The organism is Streptococcus sp. 27098_8_109, assembly GCF_041432295.1.
In the GTDB taxonomy this organism is placed as follows: Bacteria; Bacillota; Bacilli; order Lactobacillales; family Streptococcaceae; genus Streptococcus.
Window position 1 is genome coordinate 1 of the sequence record NZ_JAPVZJ010000017.1, and the last position, 25,680, is coordinate 25,680.

Here is a 25,680-nt window from a genome sequence, read left to right on the forward strand (position 1 = left end):
TAGTGTCCATGATTTGGATAACAAGGAAAGTGTTAGCCGTACCATCCATTACGTTTACGAAGATGGAAGCAAGGCTAAGGATGATGTGGTTGAAACACTGAACTTCAAACGTTGGAGTCGTATTAACCTAGTGACTGGTCAAATTTTCTTCCAAGACTGGACAACCAATGATGATACGTTTGATAAAGTGGTCTCTCCAACTATCGCAGGTTACACAGCGGATAAATCAGAAATCCCAGCTGTAAGTGGAGTTCAAGCGAAAGACCAAGACCGTGTTGAAACAGTTATTTACCGTAAGGATGCTCAAAAAGCAATTATCCGTTACGTAAGCACTAACGGTAACCGTGTTCTCACAACAGATGAAGTAACAGGTAAGTCAGGCGAAGCCATTGCCTACAGCACAACAAGTCAAATCACAGAATTCAAGAAACAAGGCTATAAGCTTGTTAGCGATGAATTCACAGCGGGTGGTGCGAAGGTTTATGACTACGATACAGCACGTGACCAAGTCTACACTGTAACCCTTTCAGAACGTGTTGAACCAGTTAACCCAGATAACCCAACTCCACAACCAAACACCCCAGTCAATCCAGGACAACCAGATAGCCCACGTTGGCCAGGAACCGTTGAAAACTTGGATAACAAGGAAAGTGTTAGCCGTACCATCCATTATGTTTACGAAGATGGAAGCAAGGCTAAGGATGATGTGGTTGAAACACTGAACTTCAAACGTTGGAGCAATGTCAACTTGGTAACAGGTCATATCGACTTCCAAGACTGGACAACCAATGATGATACGTTTGATAAAGTGGTATCTCCAACTATCGCAGGTTACACAGCGGATAAATCAGAAATCCCAGCTGTAAGTGGAGTTCAAGCTAAAGACCAAGACCGTGTTGAAACAGTCACTTATCGTAAGGATGCCCAAAAAGCTGTTATCCGTTATGTAAGCACTAACGGTAACCGTGTTCTCACAACAGATGAAGTGACAGGTAAGTCAGGTGAAGCCATTGCCTACAGCACAACAAGTCAAATCACAGAATTCAAGAAACAAGGCTATAACCTTGTCAGCGATGAATTCACATCAGGTGGTGCGAAGGTTTATGACTACGATACAGCACGTGACCAAGTCTACACTGTAACCCTTTCAGAACGTATCGAACGTGTAACACCGAAAGATCCTAAACCGCAACCCAACACCCCAGTCAATCCGGGACAACCAAATACACCAAATTGGCCAGGCACTGTTGAGAGAATGGAGAAATTGACTCAAACAATAAGTCGCCGTATTAACTTCCGTTACCTTAAAAATGGAAAAGCTGCATATGGAACAATTGATCAACATATCAGCTATGAAAGAAATGCTCTTGTGAATTTGGTATCTGGTGATATCCATTATGAACAATGGAAGATTACTGGAATTAAGAACCAAGATGTTGTAGCTCCAGTAGCATCTCAACCATCAGTTACGAATAATGGTGAATCAAGAGTTGCTAGATCATCTAGAAGCAGACGAGCTTTGTCAGAAGTAGCTCCAGTTTCAGAGAATCTTTTAGCTACACAAGTTAATAATTCTCAAGTGTCTCCAGTAGGCTTAACTGTGACTGAAAATGGTGAGCGTTCTGTACGCCGTTCATCTAGAGGTAAGCGCGCTGCTGCAGCAAAACCAGATAGTTCAACTAATTCAGAAGCAAATTCATCCGTGAATGCAGTGTTCAAAGCTGTACGAACTCCTGTTACACCAAAATTTTATGCTACTGTAAATAAAGTAGGAACAATGGAGGTTAATCCAAATTCTCCTCAAGATACAGAAGTTAATGTTGACCTGAAAGAAATGGGACGTATTGTAGCAGTCAATAATAAAGGACAATATATCAATAAACAAGGAGAGGTTGTACAAAACATTGAAGACGCTCTCTATAAGTACTATGATAATGATCCAAACGATGCAACAAAAGCAGCAGAAACAAAAATTCCTGAAGCTCCAAAATTCCATGTATTAAATAACGAGCAACCAACTGTTTGGGGATATAATATTGTTGACAAGACAATCGAACCAAATGACGAATCTGATCCTGATCGCATCGGAAAAGATACCTTTGTAACATATAACGAAATTATTGATTCATTAACTAAGGAAACTGAGCAAACTGTAAGCTTTACTGGTGCAGGTTCTGCAACTCCTAAAGATAATGTGCAAAATGATTTTGTCTTCAAGGGATCATATAATGAAGCGACTAAAGAAACAACTTGGGAAAATAAGGACCATACCTATGGAACAGTTAAAGTACCAGTTGTGATAGGGTATTTCGCTGATAAAGCAGAAGCTGGTGCTAAGACAGTTACGCCAGATTTACCAAAAGCAACAGATACAGTTACATATAAAGTTTTGGGTAAAATCATTCCAGTAGATGCTTCTGGAAATGTAATTGCAAATGCTCCTCAACCACAATACCTGAATGATGCAAATGATCCTCGTAAAGCTGGAGAAACAGCAGTACCTGAAATTGTAGGCTACAAACCAGAGCGTACAAGTGTTACACCTGAAAATCCAGGTGAAGATACAAAGGTAACTTACGTCAAGACAGATCAAGTTGCAGTTGTTCGTTACATAGATGTTGATAACAAGAATGAAGTCGTTCATACAGACAATATTACTGGTAAATCAGGAGAAAAGATTGCCTATACGACAGAAACTGTTTTGAAATCGTTGCTTGAAAAAGGGTACTTATTACAGGAAGATGGTTTCCCTGCGGATGCAACTTTTGATACAGATGAAACAAAAGTTCAAGAATATACAGTCCTATTGAAACATAAGATCACTGTTAAAAAAGATACTCCAAAACTTGTGGAAAGAACGATTCATTATGTATTTGAAGATGGTACAAAAGCAAGTGAAGATCACCATGATCAAGTAAGCTTTTCACGTATGTTAAGTATTGATAATGTAACAGGTAAGACTACAAGTACATCTTGGGTTTCTGAAGATGGAGTGACAAGTTTTGACGAAGTGGTATCTCCAAGTATTGCAGGATATAATCCTGATCTTGCTAAAGTGGTTGCGGTTCAAGGAATTACAGCAGAAACTGAAAATCAAGTTGTAACTGTAACGTATAGAAATATTCAACCAATTCCACAAGTTACGCCAACTCCAATTCCGACTCCGACCCCAACCCCACAAGTTACGCCGGATCCAGTACCGACCCCAACTCCGGTTCCAACTCCAACCCCGGTACCGACCCCAACTCCAATTCCGACTCCAACCCCAACTCCACAAGTTACGCCAACTCCAGTTCCAACCTCTACCCCAGCTCCAAAAGTGCCATCAGCAGTTCCAACTCCAAACTCAGCTCCAAAAGAGGAGGAAAAAGAACTTCCAAAAACTGCGGGTCACTCTTCTGGTATGGCTCAAGTTCTAGGAGTACTTGGCCTATTTGCTGGATTCAGTTTAGTTGGAAAAGCAAAACGAGATGAATAAAATCAAAATAAAACTCTAGACAACAAAATATTGGAAGTGTAGTGTTTTAGGGAGTGAGAATGTATGTCAATACAGCATCAATTCCACTCTCTTTTTTATCATAAAAAGTTAGAGAGAAAATATATGTATTCAAGAGTAAAACGGAATCAAATGAATAAGGTAAACAAGTATTCCATTAGAAAATCAAGTTTTGGTGCAGTATCTGTTGCTGTAGCTGCCTTGATGGTTTTTGGTACTTATTCAAATGTGAGTGCAGATGAACAGAAAGTAGATTCACATCGCACTGAAAAAGAAGAGCAAAAAGTCTCTGAAAAACCAGAAGAGACCAAGCAAGAGAAATCTGAGGAAAAAATAGCAGAATTATCTTCAACTCTTCAAGCTCCAGTTTTGGAAAAAGAAGAATTAGATGTCAATGCCCTTCTAAAGAAGGAAGCAGAGTCTAAAGTGGCAGCTGAGACAAAAAATTCTGACTCAAAAGAATTAATTTTTAAAGATGTAAAACCCAGCGAAGAAAAAAATACTTCACCTGCTTCAAGTGAGAAGGTAAAGGAAGAAAAATCAGTCGAAAAAACTACCTTGGAACAGGTTGTATCAGAAGCAGAAGTTTTAAATCAAGTTGCTGTTCGTTATGCTCAAGAAGCAGATCGTAAAGTTGAAGAAAAAGCCTTGGTTCAAGAAGCTGTTAAGGCAGCAACAATTCAGATTTCACAATCAAAATCCTTGTTGAAAGATTCATATGTTAGTGCAGAAAATCTTAAGACTCAATTAAACCAACTGTATTCAGCTATTGAAACAGTATATACTGAGTTGCAACGTGCAGGACACGGCAAGAAAATTAGCGCTAGTCTATCGCCAACTCAAACACAAGATGTAGCTATCGATAATGGAAATATTATTGCCAGTGGTACAATCGATATGGCGGATCGTGTGACTTCAACAGGTATTGCTGATTATCGTTTCCAATTAAAATTTAAAAATGGTGCCTATCATAAGGGGGATATCTTCACAATTGGTTTGAAGGAATTACCGCAAGACAATAATCTTCCTCAAAAATTGGTTGCTGAAGGTAAAGTATTTGCAGAACGAGTGAGTCTGGTTCAGAAAAATGATAATGCCAAAGCTGGAAGCCTTTCATACTGGGCTTCACGTGGAGATCGTGACGTTGCTTTGGACACAAAAGAATCATGGGATTTAGTTGACAAAGGGAGTCATATTGAAGCAACATACCGTTTTACTGACGAAATTGAACGCTTAGATGATGTTACTTTTGAACTTCAATACAGAGGTGGAATTCGTTATCCTCGAGTGAACGTGGATAAGTCTGTAACTGGTGTTATTTCAGTTAATGGTCAAAATGTAGTCACTAAGAATTACACTGTGATTAAAACAGATATAGGAGCACCTAAAGTTTATGATACACCAGCTACAGCTAACTTCACAGGTGATGTTATGTTGGATGATGATGGTAGTATCAAAACATATAACAGCACTCTTCGTATCGGAACATGGAAATCAAACTTTAGTGCAGGGACCCGTTTCACCGTTCGTATCAATGATACAGAATTCAATAAGTTTGCTACTGTCGGTGAATTTGTTGAACGTGGTGCCCACAATGTCGAAATGATAAATACTAGCCCTGATACATCAAGAACAAGGGTAAATCGTCATAATGTTATTTTGGAGGCGCCTCGTGAAGAACCAGGTCAACATGCAAAATTTAAGATTCTTAAGGCTGCTGATAATGAATTAACCTTTGAACTCGTTTCTGGAAAGATGTTGGCTGGAAGAACCTATGTATTACGTACAAAAGACTTTGGAGTTGACCGTGTTCCGACAAGTCACACAGTTAATTATCTGAATGAAGCTAGAAATGGTTTTAAATCAAATGTTCCAGGGACATTGACAGTTGTTGATGCCAAAGGTAAAAATCTTACAGACCAATACGAACAAGCTGCTGACTCTGACTGGAAAATTGCCAACCCAGATATGGTAAGAACAGATGGACGCCTTGTATATGGAGATGTAGCTGTTCGCTTCGTTGATACTCAAGGGAAAATGCTTCTTCCTGCCATTGCAGCGGTGGAAAATGGAGGTATACTTCAAGATAAATTCACTACTGTAAGACCATCTACCAAAATTGATACTAGCTATGTAGCTACTTTGGAGAGAAATACAACTGAGACAGAAGTTCAAGAAAACAAAGGAATTCAAACAACATCTATCACAGCACCTTATCTATTACATTCACCAAATGGTAAATATTATGTCTTCAAAGAGTACGCACAAAATGATCGTTTTTATAGCAATACGAAGACATCTGGTACGATTACACGAGCTCAAGCTAACGTGGTAGCTGTGTACGAAGAAGCTAAATTTGGTAAAGTTGATATTCAATATCGTGATAAAACAAGTCAAGCTATTTTAGAAACATTCAATACACCACATGATAAGAGTTCAAATCTCATTAACTTATTGGGAAATAACTATGATGTGACTGCTAAAGTTCCTGAGCGTTTCGAAAAAGATGGTGTGGTATATGTCTTGTCGCAAACACCTGCTAATAGTAAGGGACATTTGACACAGGCTGATATCCATGTTGTTTATGATTATGTTGCTCAACAAAAGGCGTATGTTAAATACCTTAATCAAACAGAAACAAGTCCTAAGGTTTTAGGAAATGTGGACAGTGTTGTTGGTCTTCCAGGTGAAACAATTGCTTATAATTCAAAAAATCGTATTAATCAATACCTAAAACAAGGATATGAATTAGTACATGATGGTTTTGCAAATGCTAATGATAAACGCTTTGACAGTGAAAAACAAACTGATCAAGTATTCTCAGTTCAATTAATCGAAAAAGTTGTGACTGTCACAGCAGATGATCCTAAACCAATTGCTGGAAATCCATTAGTAGTAGGAGACGCATTGACACCTGTTTGGCCTAAATCTGTTGAAAACTTAGATACACTGAGAAAAATGACCAAGCAGACGATTCACTACAAATACCAAAAAGATGGTAAACAAGCTTTCAAAGATGTAGTTCGTTCTGTAGTTTTTGAAAGAGTAGCGAGAGTTAACCTCGTTACTGGTGCAGTTATTTATGATAATTGGAAAATCACAAGAATTGATGATAAACCAGTAGCTGCAGTGGATACGACTGTTCATAAACCAAATGTCACTCCACAAGGAGTAACAACTATTGCAGCAACTCCTTCTAGTCTAGGTAATGGAATTTCTATCAAACCAGTTTTGAACGTTCCGAATCCAGTTGTTGCATCATCACCAATTGTTACAAAACCCGTTGTACCGGTAAGACCAGTAACACCGGTTAAACCAGCAGTGTCAACTCCGGCTAAGCCAGCACCTGTAGTTCAACCAAAACCGGTAGCACCATTAACACCAGTCAAACCAGTAGTTTCGACACCAGCAACTCCAGCGCCTGTTGCCACACCACAACCAGTAGCTCCAGTAAAACCAGTAGCACCAGCACCGGTAACACCGGTTAAACCGGCAGTATCTACTCCAGCTACACCAACACCTGTAGTTCAACCAAAACCGGTAGCGACTACTGATTCAAAACCTAGCTTAACTCCAGCTGAAGCCTTGGCTGCAATTAAACCAACAGATTTTTCTTCACAAACATCTGTTAATAAGAAAACAGAAACAAAACCTGTTCCTGGTGGAACGGCTACGACTACAACTACAACGACAACCACTGTTACCTCAAATGCAGCAACAGCGGGTCCAACAACACCGATTGTCACTATCACGACAAATGAGACCGAAACTCATTCAGAGGTGACAAGTGTCATTCATACTGGTACTACCAGCCACACGCATGTAGTCGGAGTTGTTACAAAACCAAATGTAGTTGTTACTCATCCAAAACCAAGTGTTCAGCCTAAACCGCATTTAACGAGACCTCATCATGGACCAGTACACCATGTTCCTTCACGTCCAGGTAAACAAGTTAAACCAATTAGAACTGGACCAGGAACTCGTGGTCATGCTAGAAGACATCGCTAAATATAAAGTGTTAATACTGATTTAACTAGTAGGATAGTATAATCTAAATAAAATAGAGTTTATAAAAATGAGTAACTTAATATAAAAGTTGCTCATTTTTTGATAATAAAATGAATTTAGTAATTTTCTGGATTAGTAAATTATTTTTACAAAAATATAACAAATCTTATAAACAATATATTATGTATCGAAAGGGTTTGCATATAAGGAAATAAAAGAATATAATATATACAAGAAGTAATTTTATAATTTGAAGCAAGGAGTTCTTAATGTTTTTTAATCGAAAAGGAATCAATCAAAAGAATTGGCGGATGATAAAGAAAGGGAAGCATTTTCTTTTTGGGTGCACTCTTTTTTTGGCTACCGGAGCAGTGACGATACAGAATCCACATCTTGTTCATGCTGATGAAATGGTTGCGTCTCTGAATGATTCAACTAAAGTTAAAGATGAAGATCCGAATAGTGACAAGATTCCAAACGATGTGGAAAATCATCCACAGGTAGAAAATCCTGTTAAAGAATCAGATAAGATTTCTGAACATGTTCCAGAAGAAAAAATTCTTGAAAAGTCTTTAGAGCATCCAGTCAAAGCTGTGGATAAAACTGCTTTAAATGAATTAATTGAAAAGATTAGGAACACTGATTTACAGACTAAAACAGCTAAATCAGTTGAAAATCTTAATCTCTCTTTGTCGCGTGCGCAAGCAGTCTTGGATAAAGAAGGTGCTAGTCAGGATGAGATAGATAAAGAAGTTCAAGCTTTGTCTGAATCATTTGCTCAACTGGAAGAGAAAAGCAACGACATAGACAAAAAAGAAAAGCAAGCAGACAAAGCAAACGATAGTGATGAAAAGAAAAATCCTTCAACAGAAAAGATCGCTAAGGTTCAGGCTCTTGTTTCAGAAATTAACCAACTGGCAGGAGAAATCAGTTATGAATTCAGTGAATCTGAAAGCAAATCTCTTCAAGTATTTGCAGATTTATCTGAGGGAAAAGCCACTGAGAGTGAAGTTGATGGTGCTCTAAATGAAGCGAAGAGCCTCCGCAACAAAGTAGCTAATAGAGTAACTCGAGCACAATCTGGGAAACGTGATCCACGGAATGGAAAACCAATTGATGGTAAGGGAGAGAGTGGGTTTAGAGCTATTTGGATATCGTCAATTGCTAACAAATACGAGGGTAGTAATGCGTTAGTAAACGAAAATAAAAAAGAATTAACTTTTTATAATTCAGATACTCTATTCTCGGTAATGACAGCATATGGTAAAAGAGGAAATGGAGAGCCATTAGTAAGATATCCGAATGGCCCTAAACGTGGAGAGGAAGATCCTACTCCGTATTATGTAAAAAGAGTAGGAGTTATAAGTGGTCTTAATCAAGTTAAAGGTTTAAAACTACGTGTAGCTTATAAAAATTTCCAAACAGGAAAGAAAGAAGAAGTAGATATTGCTGCTAACTATTGGAATGTAAATAATCCTGAAGTGCAAATGGCTCTTGTTGGAACTATAGGTGATGGTGGAAATGTAACACCAGGTACTTATCATATTACAATTGGAGCAAATGGGACACATAAACAAAATACAATTACCTATACTTTGACTATCAAACCTCAAAGTGAACGTAATACTGTTAGAGATTTAACGCCAACTTATGTGGATGATGTCCGTCATTTAACGGAAACAGAAAAAAATGCTTTGATTGAAAAATTTAAAGCAGAGCATCCAAATGTGGTTAATCGTGCGAATCATATCGACTTTGACCATGCTGAGGTATCAGCTGATGGTGCAACAATGACGATTCATTTTAAAGATGGATTCAACCCTAAAACCATTCAAACAAATGCGACAAATGATGTAGAAGCGAAACATTCCAGTTTGACTGCTTATTTTGGGGATTCAAAAGAATTATATACGAATCCAAGAGAATTAGTACGATCAAAAACAGGACATGAAGTACCAACAACGGCTCAGGTAACGTATAAAACACCATTTAACTTGCAAGAAGCAGGGACAAGAAATGTTGTTGTCACAACAACTTATGAAAATGGAGTAACAAAAGATGTAACAACTCCTTATACAGTTTTAGATTTTCTAGGAAAACAAGATAAAAAAATTAATCAGAATCAGTCTGGTCAACTAGGGGATGCTAGAAATTACGTGACAGTTTCAGATAATTCAGCAGTTCCAGGAGAATTAACAGTTCGTTGGAAAGGTGGCTCTTCTAATGTGGATACCTCTGCAGCAGGTGTACAACATAAAGAAATCGAAATTCTTCGTGGTAGTCATTTAATGAAAACTGTGAATGTCCCAGTTGAGATTGTAGATAATATTAAACCGACAATTACTGCCCCTGATAATATTACATTAACGAGATTAGAAGGACTACCTAGTGAAATCAATATTCACGCTCAAGATAATGATAAAGGAGTAGGGCTGAAAGAAAGTAACTCTGTAACGGTTGACAATCTACCGAATCCATTATCTTACAATGCAAAAAAATCAAAAATTGAAATTAATGGCGTTATTCCAAATAATTTCCAACTTGGTAAATCAAGTATTCAAGTGACTGTTAAAGCGGTTGATAAAAAAGAAAATACTGCGACTAAAAATATTACTTTCCATATTCAATCTCAAACACAAAAATATACAGCAGTTGCTAATTCTCAAATTCAAGAAGTGAGTTATGGGGAAGCGCCTGATGCAGGAACAAGTATTCAAAAAAATGGGCTGCCAACAGGTACAAGATACGGATGGGCAACACAACCTAATACGGCAACAGGCCCTGGGGATCAAACCGAAGTCGTAACTGTAACCTATCCAGATGGCTCAACAGATACAGTACCTGTAACCGTGAAAGTCCGTAAACTAAGTGATGAACATATACCAACTGGAAAGACAATTACTGTGAATCAAAATGATCCAGTAACGAATGATAGATTAAAAGCAGCAGTAACAGTGAATAACGGTGGAACTAGTAAAGTGAAGTCAGTTACTGCAGCGCCTATAAGCACTGTGCATGCAGGCTCACAAACCATAAAAGCGACAGTAACTTATCTGGATAATACCACTGATCCAGTTGATATTCCTCTAGAAGTAAAAGACGTAATTGCTCCAACAATTCAAACACCGTCAGAAAATCAAACATGGGAAATCACAGCATTAGATAAGACATTGCCACCTATTAAAGTAGCAGTTGCTGATAATCCTGGAGGAAGTGGAATAAAGAGTATTGTTCCAATGAACTTACCAAGTTTCTTGAAGTATGATAAAGCGACAAGTAGCATCGTTTTCCAAGATGGAGAACGTGAAGTTCCAAAATTGTCTGGAAGAACTCGAACTACAAGAAATATAACATTACGTGTGGAAGATAATGCAGGAAATAGTAGTGAACGAACATTTAGTATTACTCACATGCCTATGGCTGAAAAGTATAATCCACAAGCGAATGCAACGATTCAAGAAGTGAGCCATGGTGAAACTCCTAATCCGAAAACAAGTGTGAATACAGCAGGATTACCAACTGATGCTCAATATACATGGAAATCTGCACCAGATACGAATAGACCTGGAAATAAAACAGGAGTCGTGAAAGTTACTTATCCAGACGATTCAGTAGATGAAGTAACGGTTACTGTAAAAGTTCGTAAGCTAAGTGATGAGTATGAACCTACAGCTACAAAAATTGTCAAAAATCAAAACGATACTGTCTCAGAACAAGACTTAAAATCTGCTGTGACAATTAATAAAAACGGTAATAGTAAGGTGAAAACTGTTACTCCTGTTGGGAAAATTAGTACTGCTGAGACAGGGAACAAAGAAATTTCAGCAACGGTAACCTATCTCGATGATACAAGGGATACGGTAACAATTCCTTTAGAAGTAAAAGATGTAACGGCTCCAACGATTCAAACACCAGCGAATGGTCAGAATATCGATTTAATAGCATTAGATAAAGCATTTTCTCCAATTAAAGTAACATCTGAAGACAATGCAGGAGGAAGTGGTGTTCGGTCAACAACGGTAACAGACTTACCAGATTTCTTAACTTATGATGATGCGAATAAAACCATCAAGTTTAAAGAGGGTACTCAAGAAGTTCCAAAATTACCAGTTGGTACAGATTCTCAAACACATACAGCTACAATTCGAGTGACAGATAATGCGAATAATAGTAGTACTTCACAATTAACGTTTACTGTGAAATCAATGACTACCAAATATGATGCAACAGCAAATCCTCAAAAGCAAACAGTAAGTTATGGTGAAACTCCAGATGCAGGCACAAGCGTAAATAAAACAAACTTACCTGAAGGAACAAGTTATGCTTGGAAAACGACACCAGTAACAACAGATGGACCTGGAGAGAAAGACGGAGTAGTAGAAGTAATCTATAAAGACGGTTCGAAAGATATCGTAAATGTAAAAGTTACTGTAAAAAGACTTAGCTCAGAATACGAAGTAACTGGAACGCTAATTGAAGTAAATCAAAATGATTCAGTTTCAAATGACGACTTAAAAGCGAAAGTAACTGCAACTTCAAAAGCAGGAAATGTGAATGGAACAGATAAGATTTCAACAGTTACAGCACCTACAATCAGCACAGCTAACTATGGTGAACAAACTATTAACGCTACAGTAACTTTCAAAGATGGAACAACTAAAGAAGTGACCATTCCTCTGAAAGTTAAAGACGTGACACCACCAACAATCCAATCACCAGCAGAAAATACAAACTGGGAAATGACAGCATTAGACAAAGCTTTACCAAATATGGAAGTAAGAGCGGAAGATAATGAAAACGGAAGTGGAATTAAAAACGTTACTGTGACAGGCTTGCCTGATTACTTAGAATATGATAGTACAACTAACGCTATTAAATTCAAATCAGGAAAACAAACAGTAGAAAAACTAGCTGAGAATACACCAAGTCAAGAATTTACTTTAAACATTCGAGCAGAAGACAAAGCAGGAAATGTCAGCGAAAGAACTGCGAAAATCACTGTATCTTCAATGAGTACCAAGAATACTCCAACGCCAATTTCACAAAATACAAGTTATGGACAAGTGCCAGATCCTAATAAAAGTGTAGATAAAGCAGGCTTGCCAGATGGAACAAAGGTAACATGGAAGACACCCCCTGTAGTAAATACACCAGGCGCAACAACTGGGGAAGTAGAAATCACTTATCCAGATGGCTCAAAAGATGTAGTGACAGTAAATGTAACGGTGAGAAAAGTAATTGAAGATTTTACAGCGAATGGAACACAAATTGAAGTAAATCAAAATGTATCAGTTACTCCAGAAATGTTAAAAGGAGCAGTAACTGCGACAAATGCGCAAGGTGAGAATGGAAATTCTAAAATTGCAACCGTGGAATCCAAAACACCAATTAACACTGAGGCGTATGGAGACCAAACAATACAAGCAAAAGTAACATATATTGATGGTTCAGAACAAGACGTTACAATTCCATTGAAAGTAAAAGATGTTACGGATCCAACAATTCAAACACCAGCAGAACATACAAACTGGGGAATGACGGCTTTAGATAAAACATTGCCTCCTATGAAGATTGAGGCAAAAGATAATGCAAATGGTAGTGGAGTTGCTACGATTGAAGTAAATAATATGCCTTCATTCTTAACATTTGATCAAGCTTCTGGAACAATTGTGTTCAAAGAGGGTGTTAGAGAAGTACCGAGAATTGATTCTGACAATGTAATGTATGGTGTAACGATAGTAGCTAGAGATAAAGCTGGGAATTCGACATCAATCTTAGTAAATATTACAGTTTGGTCAATGCGTGGAAAATACAGCCCAACTGGTATTGCGCAAACCGTAGACAATGGACATGTGCCAGATCCAGAAACAAGTGTAAACAAAACAGGCTTACCAGAAGGCACAACCGTCACATGGAAAGAAACTCCAGTTGTGAATACACCAGGAAGTCATCCAGGAGTAGCCTTAGTTCATTATCCAGATGGAACGGAAGATGAAGTAGAAGTACCAGTCACAGTTAAGAAACAAAGTGACACCTTCAACCCAACGGCAAAAGAACCGAACCAAACTGTGCGTCACAACGAAGTACCAGATCCAGAGAAAAGTATTAATACAAACGACTTACCAAAAGGAACAAACTATAGCTGGTCCGAACAACCAGACACAAGTAAACCAGGAAGTAAGACAGGAAAAGTATTAATCACTTACCCAGATAAGAGTACGGAAGAAGTGACGGTAACGGTAAACGTAACGCCTCAAAATGATGACTACACACCAACTGGAATCCCTCAAGAAGTGGACAATGGACACGTACCAGATCCAGAAACAAGTGTAACCAAAACCGGCTTACCAGAAGGCACAACTGTTACATGGAAGACAAGGCCAGATGTCAGCACACCGGGCAGTCATCCAGGAGTAGCCTTAGTTCATTATCCAGATGGAACGGAAGATGAAGTAGAAGTACCAGTAAGGGTAAAAGAACAAAAAGATACCTTCAACCCAACGGCAAAAGAACCGAACCAAACTGTTCGTCACAACGAAGTACCAGATCCAGAGAAAAGTATTAATACAAATGACTTACCAAAAGGAACAAACTATAGCTGGTCAGAACAACCAGACACAAGTAAACCAGGAAGTAAGACAGGAAAAGTATTAATCACTTACCCAGATAAGAGTACGGAAGAAGTGACGGTAACAGTCGAAGTAACGCCACAAAAAGACGATTACAATCCACAGCCAAAAGCACAAACGGTGGATAACGGAACTGTGCCAAACGCAGAAGACAGTGTTGATAAGACAGGCTTACCAAGTGGCACAACAATCGCATGGAAAGATGGAAAAATTCCAGATACTTCAAAACATGGGGAGAAAAAAGGTGTTGTAACTGTAACGTATCCAGATGGAAGTACAGAAGATGTTAATGTTGTAATTACTGTGAATCCAGAAGATTTCAGTCCAGTAGTTCCGATGGAAAAAGTACCTGTGAAAAATCCTGAGAACTTAAGTCCAGAAGAACAAGATAAAGTGAAAGAAAAAGTGACAAAAGCAAATCCAGGAAAAGATGTAACAGTTGATTCAAAAGGAAATGTAACAATTACAGATCCGGAAACAAAAGTAAGTCATGAAATTTCTCGAGATAAATTGGTATTTGCATATGCAAAAGGTGAGCCAGAAACTTCGGAAAACCCTGAATTTAATGGCGGAGTGAACGCACCAGATTCACCAATTCATGAAGTTCCAGAGTTTGCAGGTGGTGTCAATGGAGAACCGGAAACTCAAGAAATCTTGCCAGAGTTTAATGGCGGAGCGAATACACCAAATTCACCAACACATGAAGTCCCAGAATTCAATGGAGGTGTAAATGGTGAGCTTCCTGATCCAGTAGAAGTATCTAAAATTCAACTGATGATCACCAAGTGGGTTGATGAAAATGGAAAAGAATTGAAACCAGCGGATGCCAAAGCACCAAAGGTATTAGGTGAAGCCAATGAAGCATTTGAACATGGTGAAATTGAAGGGTATGTATTTGTAAGAACAGAAACTAAAGGTGATGTTGTAACTCACATCTTCAGGAAAGTGAGTCCAGTCAGACCAACAGGTGACGGTCAACAAAGACCAGCTACACCATCTGATGATACAAATCCTAGACCGGATATTGCTACCCCTACTGAGGTGCCAGCTACTCAAGCGGCTGGACAACCAAGTCAAATAGTTGCAATGCCTGCTCAATTGCAGAATGAAGTGTCAGAAACGAATCCATCCGTTTCTCAAACTCAAGCAGTATTGCCAAATACTGGTATACAAGAAGACCGTACTACAGGTACAGTAGGAGTTCTCTCTCTTCTTGGCGCATTTGGTTTGCTATTTGCCAAAAAGAAAAAAGACGATGAAGAGGAAGCTTAAATAGATGATCTCATCTGATCCTTGGTAGCTTTCCCTACATGAAGTCTTTGTAAATCAAAAAGAACTAGAAACATCACTCATTTGTGAGAACTCTAGTTCTTTTTTCGTATTTCAAGAAGTAGTCATTCAATTGTTGATAAATTGACTAGTTTTTTGATATATAGGACTAAAAGTCTGTTTAAAAATAACGATTAGTGATGACTAGATCGCATTGACCAAATCTTGAGCTTGTTTTTCAAGTGAGTTTAGGACTGTTTCTTCAAGAACCAATTTTCCGTCTGCCCAAGCAGAGTCATTAACACGTGCAGCAGTGAAATCACCAACGATTTGCGTACGGATAAATGGCAAGAGGTCCTTGTAAATAGCGAAAAGTTGATCGTGACCGGCATTAGCTACAGATGATACTGTGACAAACTTGTCTTGAAGGGCAGAAGCACCACGTGTATCAGATAAGTCAAGGGCACGAGATAGCCAGTCAAGCAAGTTTTTCACTGTACCAGGGATAGAGAAGTTGTAGACTGGAGAGAAGATCCAGATAGCATCCGCAGCGAGAACCGCTTCACGAGCAGCAGCTACAGCTGGATGTGTTGGAACTTCCAAATCTTGGCTAAAGAGAGGAAGGGCTGAATAATCGAGGTAGCTAACTTCCGCTTTACCAGCAAGTGCTTTCTCAGCTTCGAGAGCCATTTGGTGGTTGAAAGAACCTTGACGTAGTGATCCGACGATAAATAATACTTTTTTAGACATGATATATCTCCTTTTTCTTAAATTTCCGAGAATCCTTTCGTTGTTATGAAATATATTACAATAAAACAAAAGGACTTGCAAGAAATTTGCTCAGAGTTTATTTGAAAATTATAAAATTGCTGAAACTTAGTCACTTGCTACTGGAAAAGTAAGAACTGTTTTTTGGATTCTGGTTTGCTTTGAAGGAAGAAATAGAATTGGTTGCTTATACTCAATGAAAATCAAAGAGCAAACTAGGAAGCTAGCCGCAGGTTGTACTGGAGTACGGCAAGGCGAAGCTGACGTGGTTTGAATTTGATTTTCGAAGAGTATTCTTATATTCACTTGTAATAAAGTTTAATAGATGGTAAAATAGACGAGTGAAAAAAAGACAAAAAAAAGCAAAAAATAATCTACTGTGGCAGTATGGTCTAGGGATGACGATTTTGTTTGTGGTTATCAGTGCTTCCTTTCTGTATCTGGTTTCTCTTGGCATGAAACCCTATCAAACAGCTAAAAGTGAAGGAGAAAAATTAGCTCAGCAGTATGCAGGATTAGAGCAGGCTGATCAGGTTGACTTATACAATGGCTTGGAATCCTATTATAGCGTTCTTGGTCGTAATAAAAAACAAGAAGCACTTGCTGTCCTGATTGGAAAAGATGACCATAAGATTTACGTTTATCAGCTAAATCAGGGTGTTTCACAAGAAAAAGCAGAAGCGGTTTCTAAGGAAAAAGGAGCTGGCGAGATTGACAAGATTACCTTTGGCCGTTATCAAGACAAGCCAATCTGGGAAGTCAAGTCAGGCTCTGATTTTTATCTAGTAGATTTTGAAACAGGAGCATTGGTCAATAAGGAGGGCCTATGAAACTATCCAACCGTGTTTTAGAAATGGAAGAAAGTGTCACTTTAGCTAGTGATGCGAGAGCAAAAAAATTAAAAGCTCAAGGTAAGGATGTCCTTTTCTTGACCTTGGGACAACCAGATTTTCACACTCCTGAAAATATTCAGGATGCAGCAGTTAAAGCTATTCGAGAAGGACAGGCTTCCTTCTATACAGTAGCTTCAGGTCTACCAGAATTAAAAGCTGCGGTGAATACCTACTTCGAGCGCTACTATGGCTATTCTGTCGCAAGTAACGAGGTTACCTTTGCTACAGGTGCCAAGTTCTCCCTCTATACTTTCTTTATGGCTGTAATCAATCCTTTAGATGAGGTTATTATTCCAACTCCATACTGGGTTAGTTATGGAGATCAGGTCAAGATGGCAGAAGGGATTCCAGTCTTTGTTCAAGCTAAAGAAGACAATGATTTTAAAGTCACAGTGGATCAACTAGAACTAGTTAGGACAGATAAAACAAAGGTTTTGGTTCTCAATTCACCATCTAATCCGACTGGTATGATCTATACTCGTGAAGAATTACTAGCTATCGGAAATTGGGCAGTTGAGCATGACATTCTGATTTTAGCAGATGATATATACGGTCGCCTTGTTTATAATGGAAATGAATTTGTTCCAATCTCAAGTCTATCAGAAGCAATTCGTAAGCAAACCATTGTTATCAACGGTGTATCTAAGGCCTATGCTATGACGGGTTGGCGAGTTGGTTATGCGGTAGGTAATCTTGAAATCATTGCAGCTATGAGTAAATTGACGGGACAAACAACTTCAAATTTGACATCTGTTTCTCAATATGCGGCTATCGAAGCCTTAACAGGACCACAGGATTCTGTTGATACCATGCGTAAAGCTTTTGAGGAGCGTCTCAATACCATTTATCCGCTATTATGTGAGGTCCCTGGTTTTGAAGTCGTTAAGCCACAAGGAGCCTTCTACCTCTTTCCAAATGTTAAAAAAGCCATGGAGATGAAAGGTTATACGGATGTGACTGACTTTACAACAGCTATTCTTGAGGAAGTTGGTTTGGCACTCATAACAGGAGCAGGTTTTGGAGCGCCAGAAAATGTCCGCCTCAGCTATGCGACAGACCTAGACACGCTTAAAGAAGCAGTTAAACGCTTGAAAGCATTTATGGAAAAATAAAAGAAAAAGAAAAGGAAAAATAATGACAAAACGTGTAACGATTATCGATGTAAAAGACTATGTTGGTCAAGAAGTGACGATTGGTGCTTGGGTTGCCAACAAATCAGGAAAAGGGAAAATCGCCTTCTTGCAATTGCGCGATGGAACAGCCTTCTTCCAAGGTGTGGCCTTTAAACCAAACTTTGTAGAGAAATTTGGTGAAGAAGTGGGGCTTGAGAAGTTTGATGTCATCAAACGCTTGAGCCAAGAAACGTCTGTTTATGTGACAGGTATTGTTAAAGAAGACGAACGTTCTAAGTTTGGCTATGAGTTGGACATTACAGACATCGAAGTGATCGGTGAATCTCAAGACTACCCAATCACACCAAAAGAACATGGAACAGATTTCTTGATGGACAACCGTCACTTGTGGCTACGCTCCCGTAAGCAAGTAGCGGTGATGCAAATCCGTAACGCTATCATCTACGCAACTTATGAGTTCTTCGACAAGAACGGCTTCATGAAGTTTGATAGTCCAATCCTTTCAGGAAACGCGGCAGAAGATTCAACTGAACTTTTTGAAACTGACTACTTCGGAACTCCAGCCTACTTGAGCCAATCAGGGCAGCTTTATCTAGAGGCAGGTGCGATGGCTCTTGGTCGTGTCTTTGACTTTGGTCCCGTATTCCGTGCTGAAAAATCAAAAACACGCCGTCACTTGACTGAGTTCTGGATGATGGATGCTGAGTACTCATACTTAACACATGATGAGTCGCTTGACTTGCAAGAAGCTTATGTAAAAGCTCTTCTTCAAGGTGTTCTTGACCGTGCTCCTCAAGCCTTGGAAACATTGGAACGTGATACAGAACTCTTGAAACGCTACATTGCAGAGCCATTCAAACGCATCACTTATGATCAAGCCATTGACCTCTTGCAAGAACATGAGAATGATGAAGATGCTGACTACGAACATCTTGAGCATGGTGATGACTTTGGTTCACCACATGAAACTTGGATCTCAAACCACTTTGGTGTGCCAACATTTGTCATGAACTATCCAGCAGCCATCAAGGCCTTCTACATGAAACCAGTTCCTGGAAATCCAGAGCGCGTGCTTTGTGCAGACTTGCTTGCTCCAGAAGGCTACGGAGAAATCATCGGTGGTTCTATGCGTGAGGAAGACTACGATGCCCTTGTTGCTAAGATGGATGAACTTGGTATGGACCGTACAGAGTATGAATTCTACCTTGACCTTCGTAAATACGGTACAGTTCCACACGGAGGATTTGGTATCGGTATTGAACGTATGGTAACCTTTGCAGCAGGAACAAAACACATTCGTGAAGCTATTCCATTCCCACGTATGTTGCACCGTATCAAACCTTAAATAATGAGATGAAAGTAAAAGGTCAAATCGGCCTTTTACTTTTTTTAAAAATGAAATCACTTAAAAATAAGATTAATATATATATATATATATAGAAAAATACATATTTTGGATATAAAACGTAGACAGTTTAATTGAAATAATGTTATAATGTAAGTTAGGAATGATGTACCTAAGTGCAGCTATCTTACTTTCTGAATCAGGCTGGGAAGGGGGGAGTTTTTGAATTACTTGGGCCTAATTCCGCAATTAACACATATTTTAAAAAAGGAGAAACCATGTATTCAAGAATGGAAAAATACCATGGCAGAAGAGCTCAACGCTTTTCTATTCGTAAGTACAGATTTGGTGCTGCTAGTGTTCTTTTGGGGACTGCCCTTCTTTTAGGAGCAAATGCTGTTAAAGCTGATGAGGCAAGTACTGCTTCTACAAAAACTTCAGAAGTTACAAATTCTGATAAACAGAAACCTGATTCAGCGATAACAACACCTGTTGTTGAAGAACTCCCTGAATTAAAGATTGATACTGTAAAAGAAGCTGATAAATCTGAGGTAAAAGAAGAAGCTAAAACTGAGGCTAAACCTGTAGCAGATAAAGAAGTTACCGTTAAAGCTGAAAAAGAAACCCCAGCTAAAGAACAAGCAGACAAAAAAGAAGTAGCTAAAGAAAAAACTGACAAAGAAACATCTGAAAAAGCTGCAACAGAAAAAGCAAAAGATGAAGTGAAGACAGTTCTTACTCAATTGACTTCTGAAGCTGAGGTTATGGCATCTGTAGCTTCAAACTTCTCAGATAAAGAAGTCAAAGATGAAGCAGCTAAAAAAGAACTTGCGGTTAAGATTGAGGCAGTTAAACTTGAAGCAGCGAAGTCTAACGATTTGCTTTCATCCGATGCTTCTAAAGATCAGATGGTAGCCCAAGTGAATCGTCTTTCTGCTGCCATTGAAGCAGTTTATACGGAAATGAAACGTGCTGGCCATGCAGGTAAAGTAGAAGCTGTGTTGGGAGCGACAGATGGTAAATCACAAACAATCACTGGTAAAGGAGTTGTTCGTGAAGGTAAAGCAGTAGTAAACGTTCAAAATGCATATATTACTATGAACCCTGAAAATACAAAACCATTATCTTGGGGGATACAAGTAGCATTTGACACATCTAAAGCTCAAGCTGGAGATACAACAACGATTGAACTTAAAAACTTAGCAGCGTTTGGAGGTTCATTTAAAAAAGGAACAAAGATTACAGCAACAGATGGAACAGTAATAGGAGAAGTAACTGAGGCTGCCCAAAGCAATTCCACTGGTAATAAAGGTACTACAAGTCCATATTGGGCACAACGTATGAAAGCTGGTATGACATATGAAGAACGTCTAAAAGAACAACCTCCTATTGCAAACGAAGTAGGTACTGTTACATACACTATTAAATGGAATGATAAAGCGAAAGATTATGCTTTAACTACATATAATGTCGAGTATTTAACAGGGAACGCATATCAAGCGCCACAAATTTCTAAAGATACAAACTACGTTGCTTCAATATCGGTTGATGGTCAAAAAGTTATTGAGCATACTTATACTAATAAGGCAACTAAACCAAGTTCTCAGAAACAATCAACAGGAGTGTCGTTAACGCCTAATAGTGGTTTAACATATGAGGGTGCAAAACTTGTCAAACAAAATGATACATTAACATTAAACACAGATACAGATGTAAGATACGGAAAAGGGTCAAAATTCACTGTAAAATTACCTAATACTGAATTTAACTACTTTAAGGAAATTGAAGGAAGTAAAAATACCGTATCAAATACTAATAAAGATGACAGCGTAACATACAGACCTTCAGATCGTTTTGCAAATGCAAAACCTAATGAAAATAATGTCTGGATCCTTCAAGATGGTCGTGATACTAACTTTACCTTAAAAGCGACTGTAAAATCACCTACAGAAGTAGAATTTGAAGTTGTAGATGGTGCTATTCAAGAAGGTTCTACAGTTTCTGTAGATTTAGCGAAACTTGGAGTCAAGAGAGAAATTACGAATAGAACATTTACAGATGAGTTCTCAAAACTTAAGTATGATGACTTAGGTCGTGTAACTAAAGGAAGTTCTGTTGGTAACGATAAAACTGCAGGAACTCTTACAGTAACAGGTGGTACTCCACTTGAGGGTGAAAAAGAAGATATTACAACAAAAGTTAACAATGGATGGGTTGTTAATGCTTCTCCAGCAGGTTCGACAGCTGTAGAAACAGGTGCTGTTACATTAACACTGACAGATTTAGAAACTGGAAAAATCATTGGTTATACACCAACTGAATACAAAGGTGATGCGAGTCTTAAAGAAGATGGAACTTATGAAACCAAGAATATCCTAGGTAAAAAATACGATGTTACCAATCAACTACCGGATACCATTAAGACGGTTAATGAAACAGATTATATTCTAGCGGATATACCACCAAAAGGGCCAGCAGGAACAATTAATGTTAGTGATAAACGTGTTCGTGATATTATGACACCAGATGAGATTGCGGCTACAGATTTGAACCCTAACGCTTATGTAAACAATGTAATTTATTCATACGTTAAGAAAACAAAAGTAGAAGAAGTAAACCGTACAATTAAATTTGTATATGCAGAAAATGTTGCAGACATAGCAGGTACTGAGGTATTCCCATCACAAAAACAAACTGTAAGTTACACAGGTAAAGTAAAATTAACTGCAGACGGGAAAGCAGTAGTCGACACTAACGATAAACCAATCTACATTGATTGGAATGGTACTAATGGTCAAAGCACTGACCTTCCAGAACTTGCAGTACCTCAAAAAGAAGGTTACATCGCAAGTGTAGAAAAAGTTCCTGTACAGGCTACAACTGCAACAGATGAAGATTACGAATATGTTGTTAAATATACAGCAATCCAAAAAGCGAAAACAACATTTGTAGACGAAAAAGGAAATGCAATTCCAGGAGTAGCTGAAATTACTGAACAAGGTGGATCAGAAACTCCATTAACTAAAGAAGCTGAAGTAAAAGCTAAGATTAAAGAACTTGAAAACAAAGGATATGAATTAGTATCTAATACATACCCAGAAGGTGGTAAGTTCGACAAAGATAAAGACACTGATCAAGAGTTCAAAGTAACACTTAAAGCTAAAGAAGTTACAGTAACACCAGATCAACCAAAAACACCAGGAACTCCAGTGGATCCAAATAACCCAGACGGTCCTAAATACCCAGCTGGACTTGAAGAAAAAGATCTAAACAAAACAGTAACACGTACCATCACATACGTATACGCAGATGGAACTCCAGTTATGGAAAATGGAGCACCAAAAACAGTAACACAAGAAGCAAAATTCAAACGTGAAGCTAAGATCAACTTGGTAACAGGTGAAGTGACTTACGGAGATTGGTCAGAAGCTAAAGACTTGGCTGAAGTGAAATCACCAGTAGTTAAGGGATTCTTAGCTGATAAAGCAAGTGTTCCTGTAGTAAATGTAACTGGAGATTCAAAAGATATTACCGAAGTAGTAACATACAAACCAATTGGATCATGGGTACCAAATATCCCAGGACAACCAACAAACCCAATCAAATATCCAAATAATCCAGATGATCCAACACAACCAGGTAAACCAACAGAAGTGTTACCATATGTACCAGGATTCACACCGAAGGATAAAGATGGAAATCCACTTAAACCAGTAGATCCAACAGATCCAACAAAAGGATACGAAGTACCAAATCTTCCAACAGATCCAAGTCAAGACACACCAATCAACTACGTAAAAGATACTCAAAAAGCGAAAACGACTTTCGTAGATGAAAAAGGAAACCCAATTCCAGGTGTTGATGCTATTACTGAAGAAGGTGACTCAGATACGCCACTTACAAAAGAAGCTGACGTAAAAGCGAAAATCAAAGAACTTGAAAACAAAGGATATGAATTAGTTTCTAATACATACCCAGAAGGTGGTAAGTTCGATAAAGATAAAGACACTGATCAAGAGTTCAAAGTAACACTTAAAGCTAAAGAAGTTACAGTAACACCAGATCAACCAAAAACACCAGGAACTCCAGTAGATCCAAATAACCCAGACGGTCCTAAATATCCAGCTGGACTTGAAGAAAAAGATCTAAACAAAACAGTAACACGTACAATCACATACGTATACGCAGATGGAACTCCAGTGTTAAATGAAGACGGAACACCAAAAACAGTAACTCAAGAAGCTAAATTCACACGTGAAGCTAAAGTCAACTTGGTTACAGGTGAGGTTACATACGGAGACTGGTCAGAAGCTGAAGACTTACCTGAAGTGAAATCACCAGTAGTTAAAGGATACTTAGCTGATAAAGCAACAGTACCAGCTACAAAAGTAACTGCAGATTCAGAAAATACTAAAGAAGTAGTAACCTACAAACCAATCGGTTCATGGATTCCAAACATCCCAGGTCAACCAACAAACCCAATCAAGTATCCAAATGATCCAACAGATCCAACAAAACCGGGTCAACCAACAGAAACATTACCATACGTTCCAGGATTCACACCAGAAGATAAAGATGGTAATCCGTTGAAACCAGTAGATCCAAACGATCCAACTAAAGGATATGAAGTTCCAAGTATCCCAACAAATCCAGGTGAGGATACACTAATTAACTATGTAGCTAACAAAGCTAACTTGGTAGTTAAATATGTAGATGAAAATGGGAAAGAACTTCTACCAACAGAAACTAAAGAAGGTAAAGTTGGTGATGAGTACTCTACAAGTGGAAAAGTTATTACTGGCTATGTATTGGACCGTGTAGAAGGTGAAGCTAAAGGTAAGATTGGAACAGATGGAACAACAGTAACATATGTTTACAAACCAATCGGATCATGGATTCCAAACATCCCAGGTCAACCAACAAATCCAATCAAGTATCCAAATGATCCACAAGATCCAACAAAACCAGGACAACCAACAGAAGTGTTACCATACGTTCCAGGATTCACTCCAGAAGATAAAGATGGCAATCCACTTAAACCAGTAGATCCAACAGATCCATCAAAAGGATATGTAGTACCAAACATCCCAACAGATCCAAGTCAAGATACAGTAATTAACTACGTAGCCAACAAAGCAAAATTAGTAGTTAAATACGTAGATGAAAATGGAAAAGACTTAATCCCTGCAGAAACAACAGAAGGAAAAGTGGGAGATGAGTACACAACAACTGGAAAAGTGATTCCAGGATACCTACTTGTTCGTGTAGATGGAGATGCTAAAGGTAAGATTGGAACAGAAGGTTCGACAGTAACATACGTGTACAAACCAATCGGATCATGGATTCCAAATATCCCAGGTCAACCAACAAATCCAATCAAGTATCCAAATGATCCACAAGATCCAACCAAACCAGGAAGTGATAAACCAGTTCTTCCATACGTACCAGGTCATACACCTGTAGATGGAAATGGTCAACCACTTAAACCAGTAGATCCAAACGATCCAACAAAAGGATACATCACTCCAGATGTCCCAACAAATCCAGGTGAGGATACACCAATTAATTACATTCCAAATGTAACTCCAAATGGGGATCAGAACGGTTATACTCCACAACCAAAACCGCAACCTGAACAAGTTGTGACTTACTATGTAGACGAAAATGGTAAAGATATCGCACCAAGTGAAAAAGGAGCACAAGCTCCAAAAGGAATTTCAGGTTACGAATACGTAACAACTACGAAAGACCCTAATGGAAATCTTGTACATCATTACAAGAAAGTGGCAACACCACAACCTGTTCCATCAACACCAGAGACTCCTGAACAACCAGTAGCTCCAGTGCAACCGGAACAACCAACAACTCCAACCCAACCTGCTGTTCCAACACCAGCTGAAACATCAGTAGCAACTGATTCAGCTACTCAACCAGCAACACCTAAATATGTTGATGGTCAAAAAGAATTGCCTAACACAGGTACAGAAGCTAACGCTAGTCTTGCAGCGCTTGGACTTCTTGGAGCCCTAAGTGGATTTGGACTTCTTGCTCGCAAGAAAAAAGAAGACTAAAAACTCATAGTTTTTGAGAAGATGATTCGTCATCTTCTTTTTTTATTTTGGTCTTTTTACTTGCGTAA

Annotated in this window: 7 protein-coding genes and 1 pseudogene; 7 read left to right on the top strand and 1 reads right to left on the bottom strand. The window is 38.5% G+C overall.

Annotated features, from left to right (window positions below; all coding sequences use genetic code 11):
* From O3664_RS07285 to O3664_RS07295, 3 genes and pseudogenes are all read left to right on the top strand, one after another.
* A pseudogene (locus O3664_RS07285) lies at window positions 1-3,478 on the top strand (hypothetical protein); the annotation flags it as partial.
* A gap of 123 nt (window positions 3,479-3,601) precedes the next feature.
* Entirely contained in the window at window positions 3,602-7,504 is a 3,903-nt protein-coding gene (locus O3664_RS07290; RefSeq protein WP_371613828.1) for a YSIRK-type signal peptide-containing protein, read from the top strand.
* Between the two features lie 269 nt (window positions 7,505-7,773).
* Entirely contained in the window at window positions 7,774-15,405 is a 7,632-nt protein-coding gene (locus O3664_RS07295; protein WP_371613829.1) for an SIALI-17 repeat-containing surface protein, read from the top strand.
* A 201-nt stretch (window positions 15,406-15,606) separates the two neighbouring features.
* On the opposite strand, the gene O3664_RS07300 is transcribed toward O3664_RS07295, so the two are convergent.
* Window positions 15,607-16,152, bottom strand: a complete 546-nt coding sequence (locus O3664_RS07300) for an NADPH-dependent FMN reductase (protein ID WP_020903472.1) — start codon at window positions 16,150-16,152, stop codon at window positions 15,607-15,609.
* A gap of 359 nt (window positions 16,153-16,511) precedes the next feature.
* Here O3664_RS07300 and O3664_RS07305 point away from each other — a divergent pair, with 359 nt between their 5' ends.
* The 4 genes from O3664_RS07305 to O3664_RS07320 all read left to right on the top strand — a co-directional run bounded on the left by O3664_RS07305 (window position 16,512) and on the right by O3664_RS07320 (window position 25,612).
* Window positions 16,512-17,000 carry a DUF5590 domain-containing protein gene (locus O3664_RS07305; protein WP_192852018.1) on the top strand — a complete coding sequence of 163 codons (489 nt, stop codon included), beginning with the start codon at window positions 16,512-16,514 and terminating at the stop codon, window positions 16,998-17,000.
* On the top strand, window positions 16,997-18,175 hold the full coding sequence (locus O3664_RS07310) for a pyridoxal phosphate-dependent aminotransferase (protein ID WP_261099967.1): 1,179 nt from the start codon (window positions 16,997-16,999) through the stop codon (window positions 18,173-18,175). The genes O3664_RS07305 and O3664_RS07310 overlap by 4 nt, the downstream gene beginning before the upstream one ends.
* A 22-nt stretch (window positions 18,176-18,197) precedes the next feature.
* Complete coding sequence (asnS, locus tag O3664_RS07315; protein ID WP_000167160.1) at window positions 18,198-19,541, top strand: asparagine--tRNA ligase; 1,344 nt, start codon at window positions 18,198-18,200, stop codon at window positions 19,539-19,541.
* Between the two features lie 278 nt (window positions 19,542-19,819).
* Entirely contained in the window at window positions 19,820-25,612 is a 5,793-nt protein-coding gene (locus O3664_RS07320) for a MucBP domain-containing protein (RefSeq protein ID WP_371613830.1), read from the top strand.
* The last annotated feature ends 68 nt before the right edge of the window (window positions 25,613-25,680 follow it).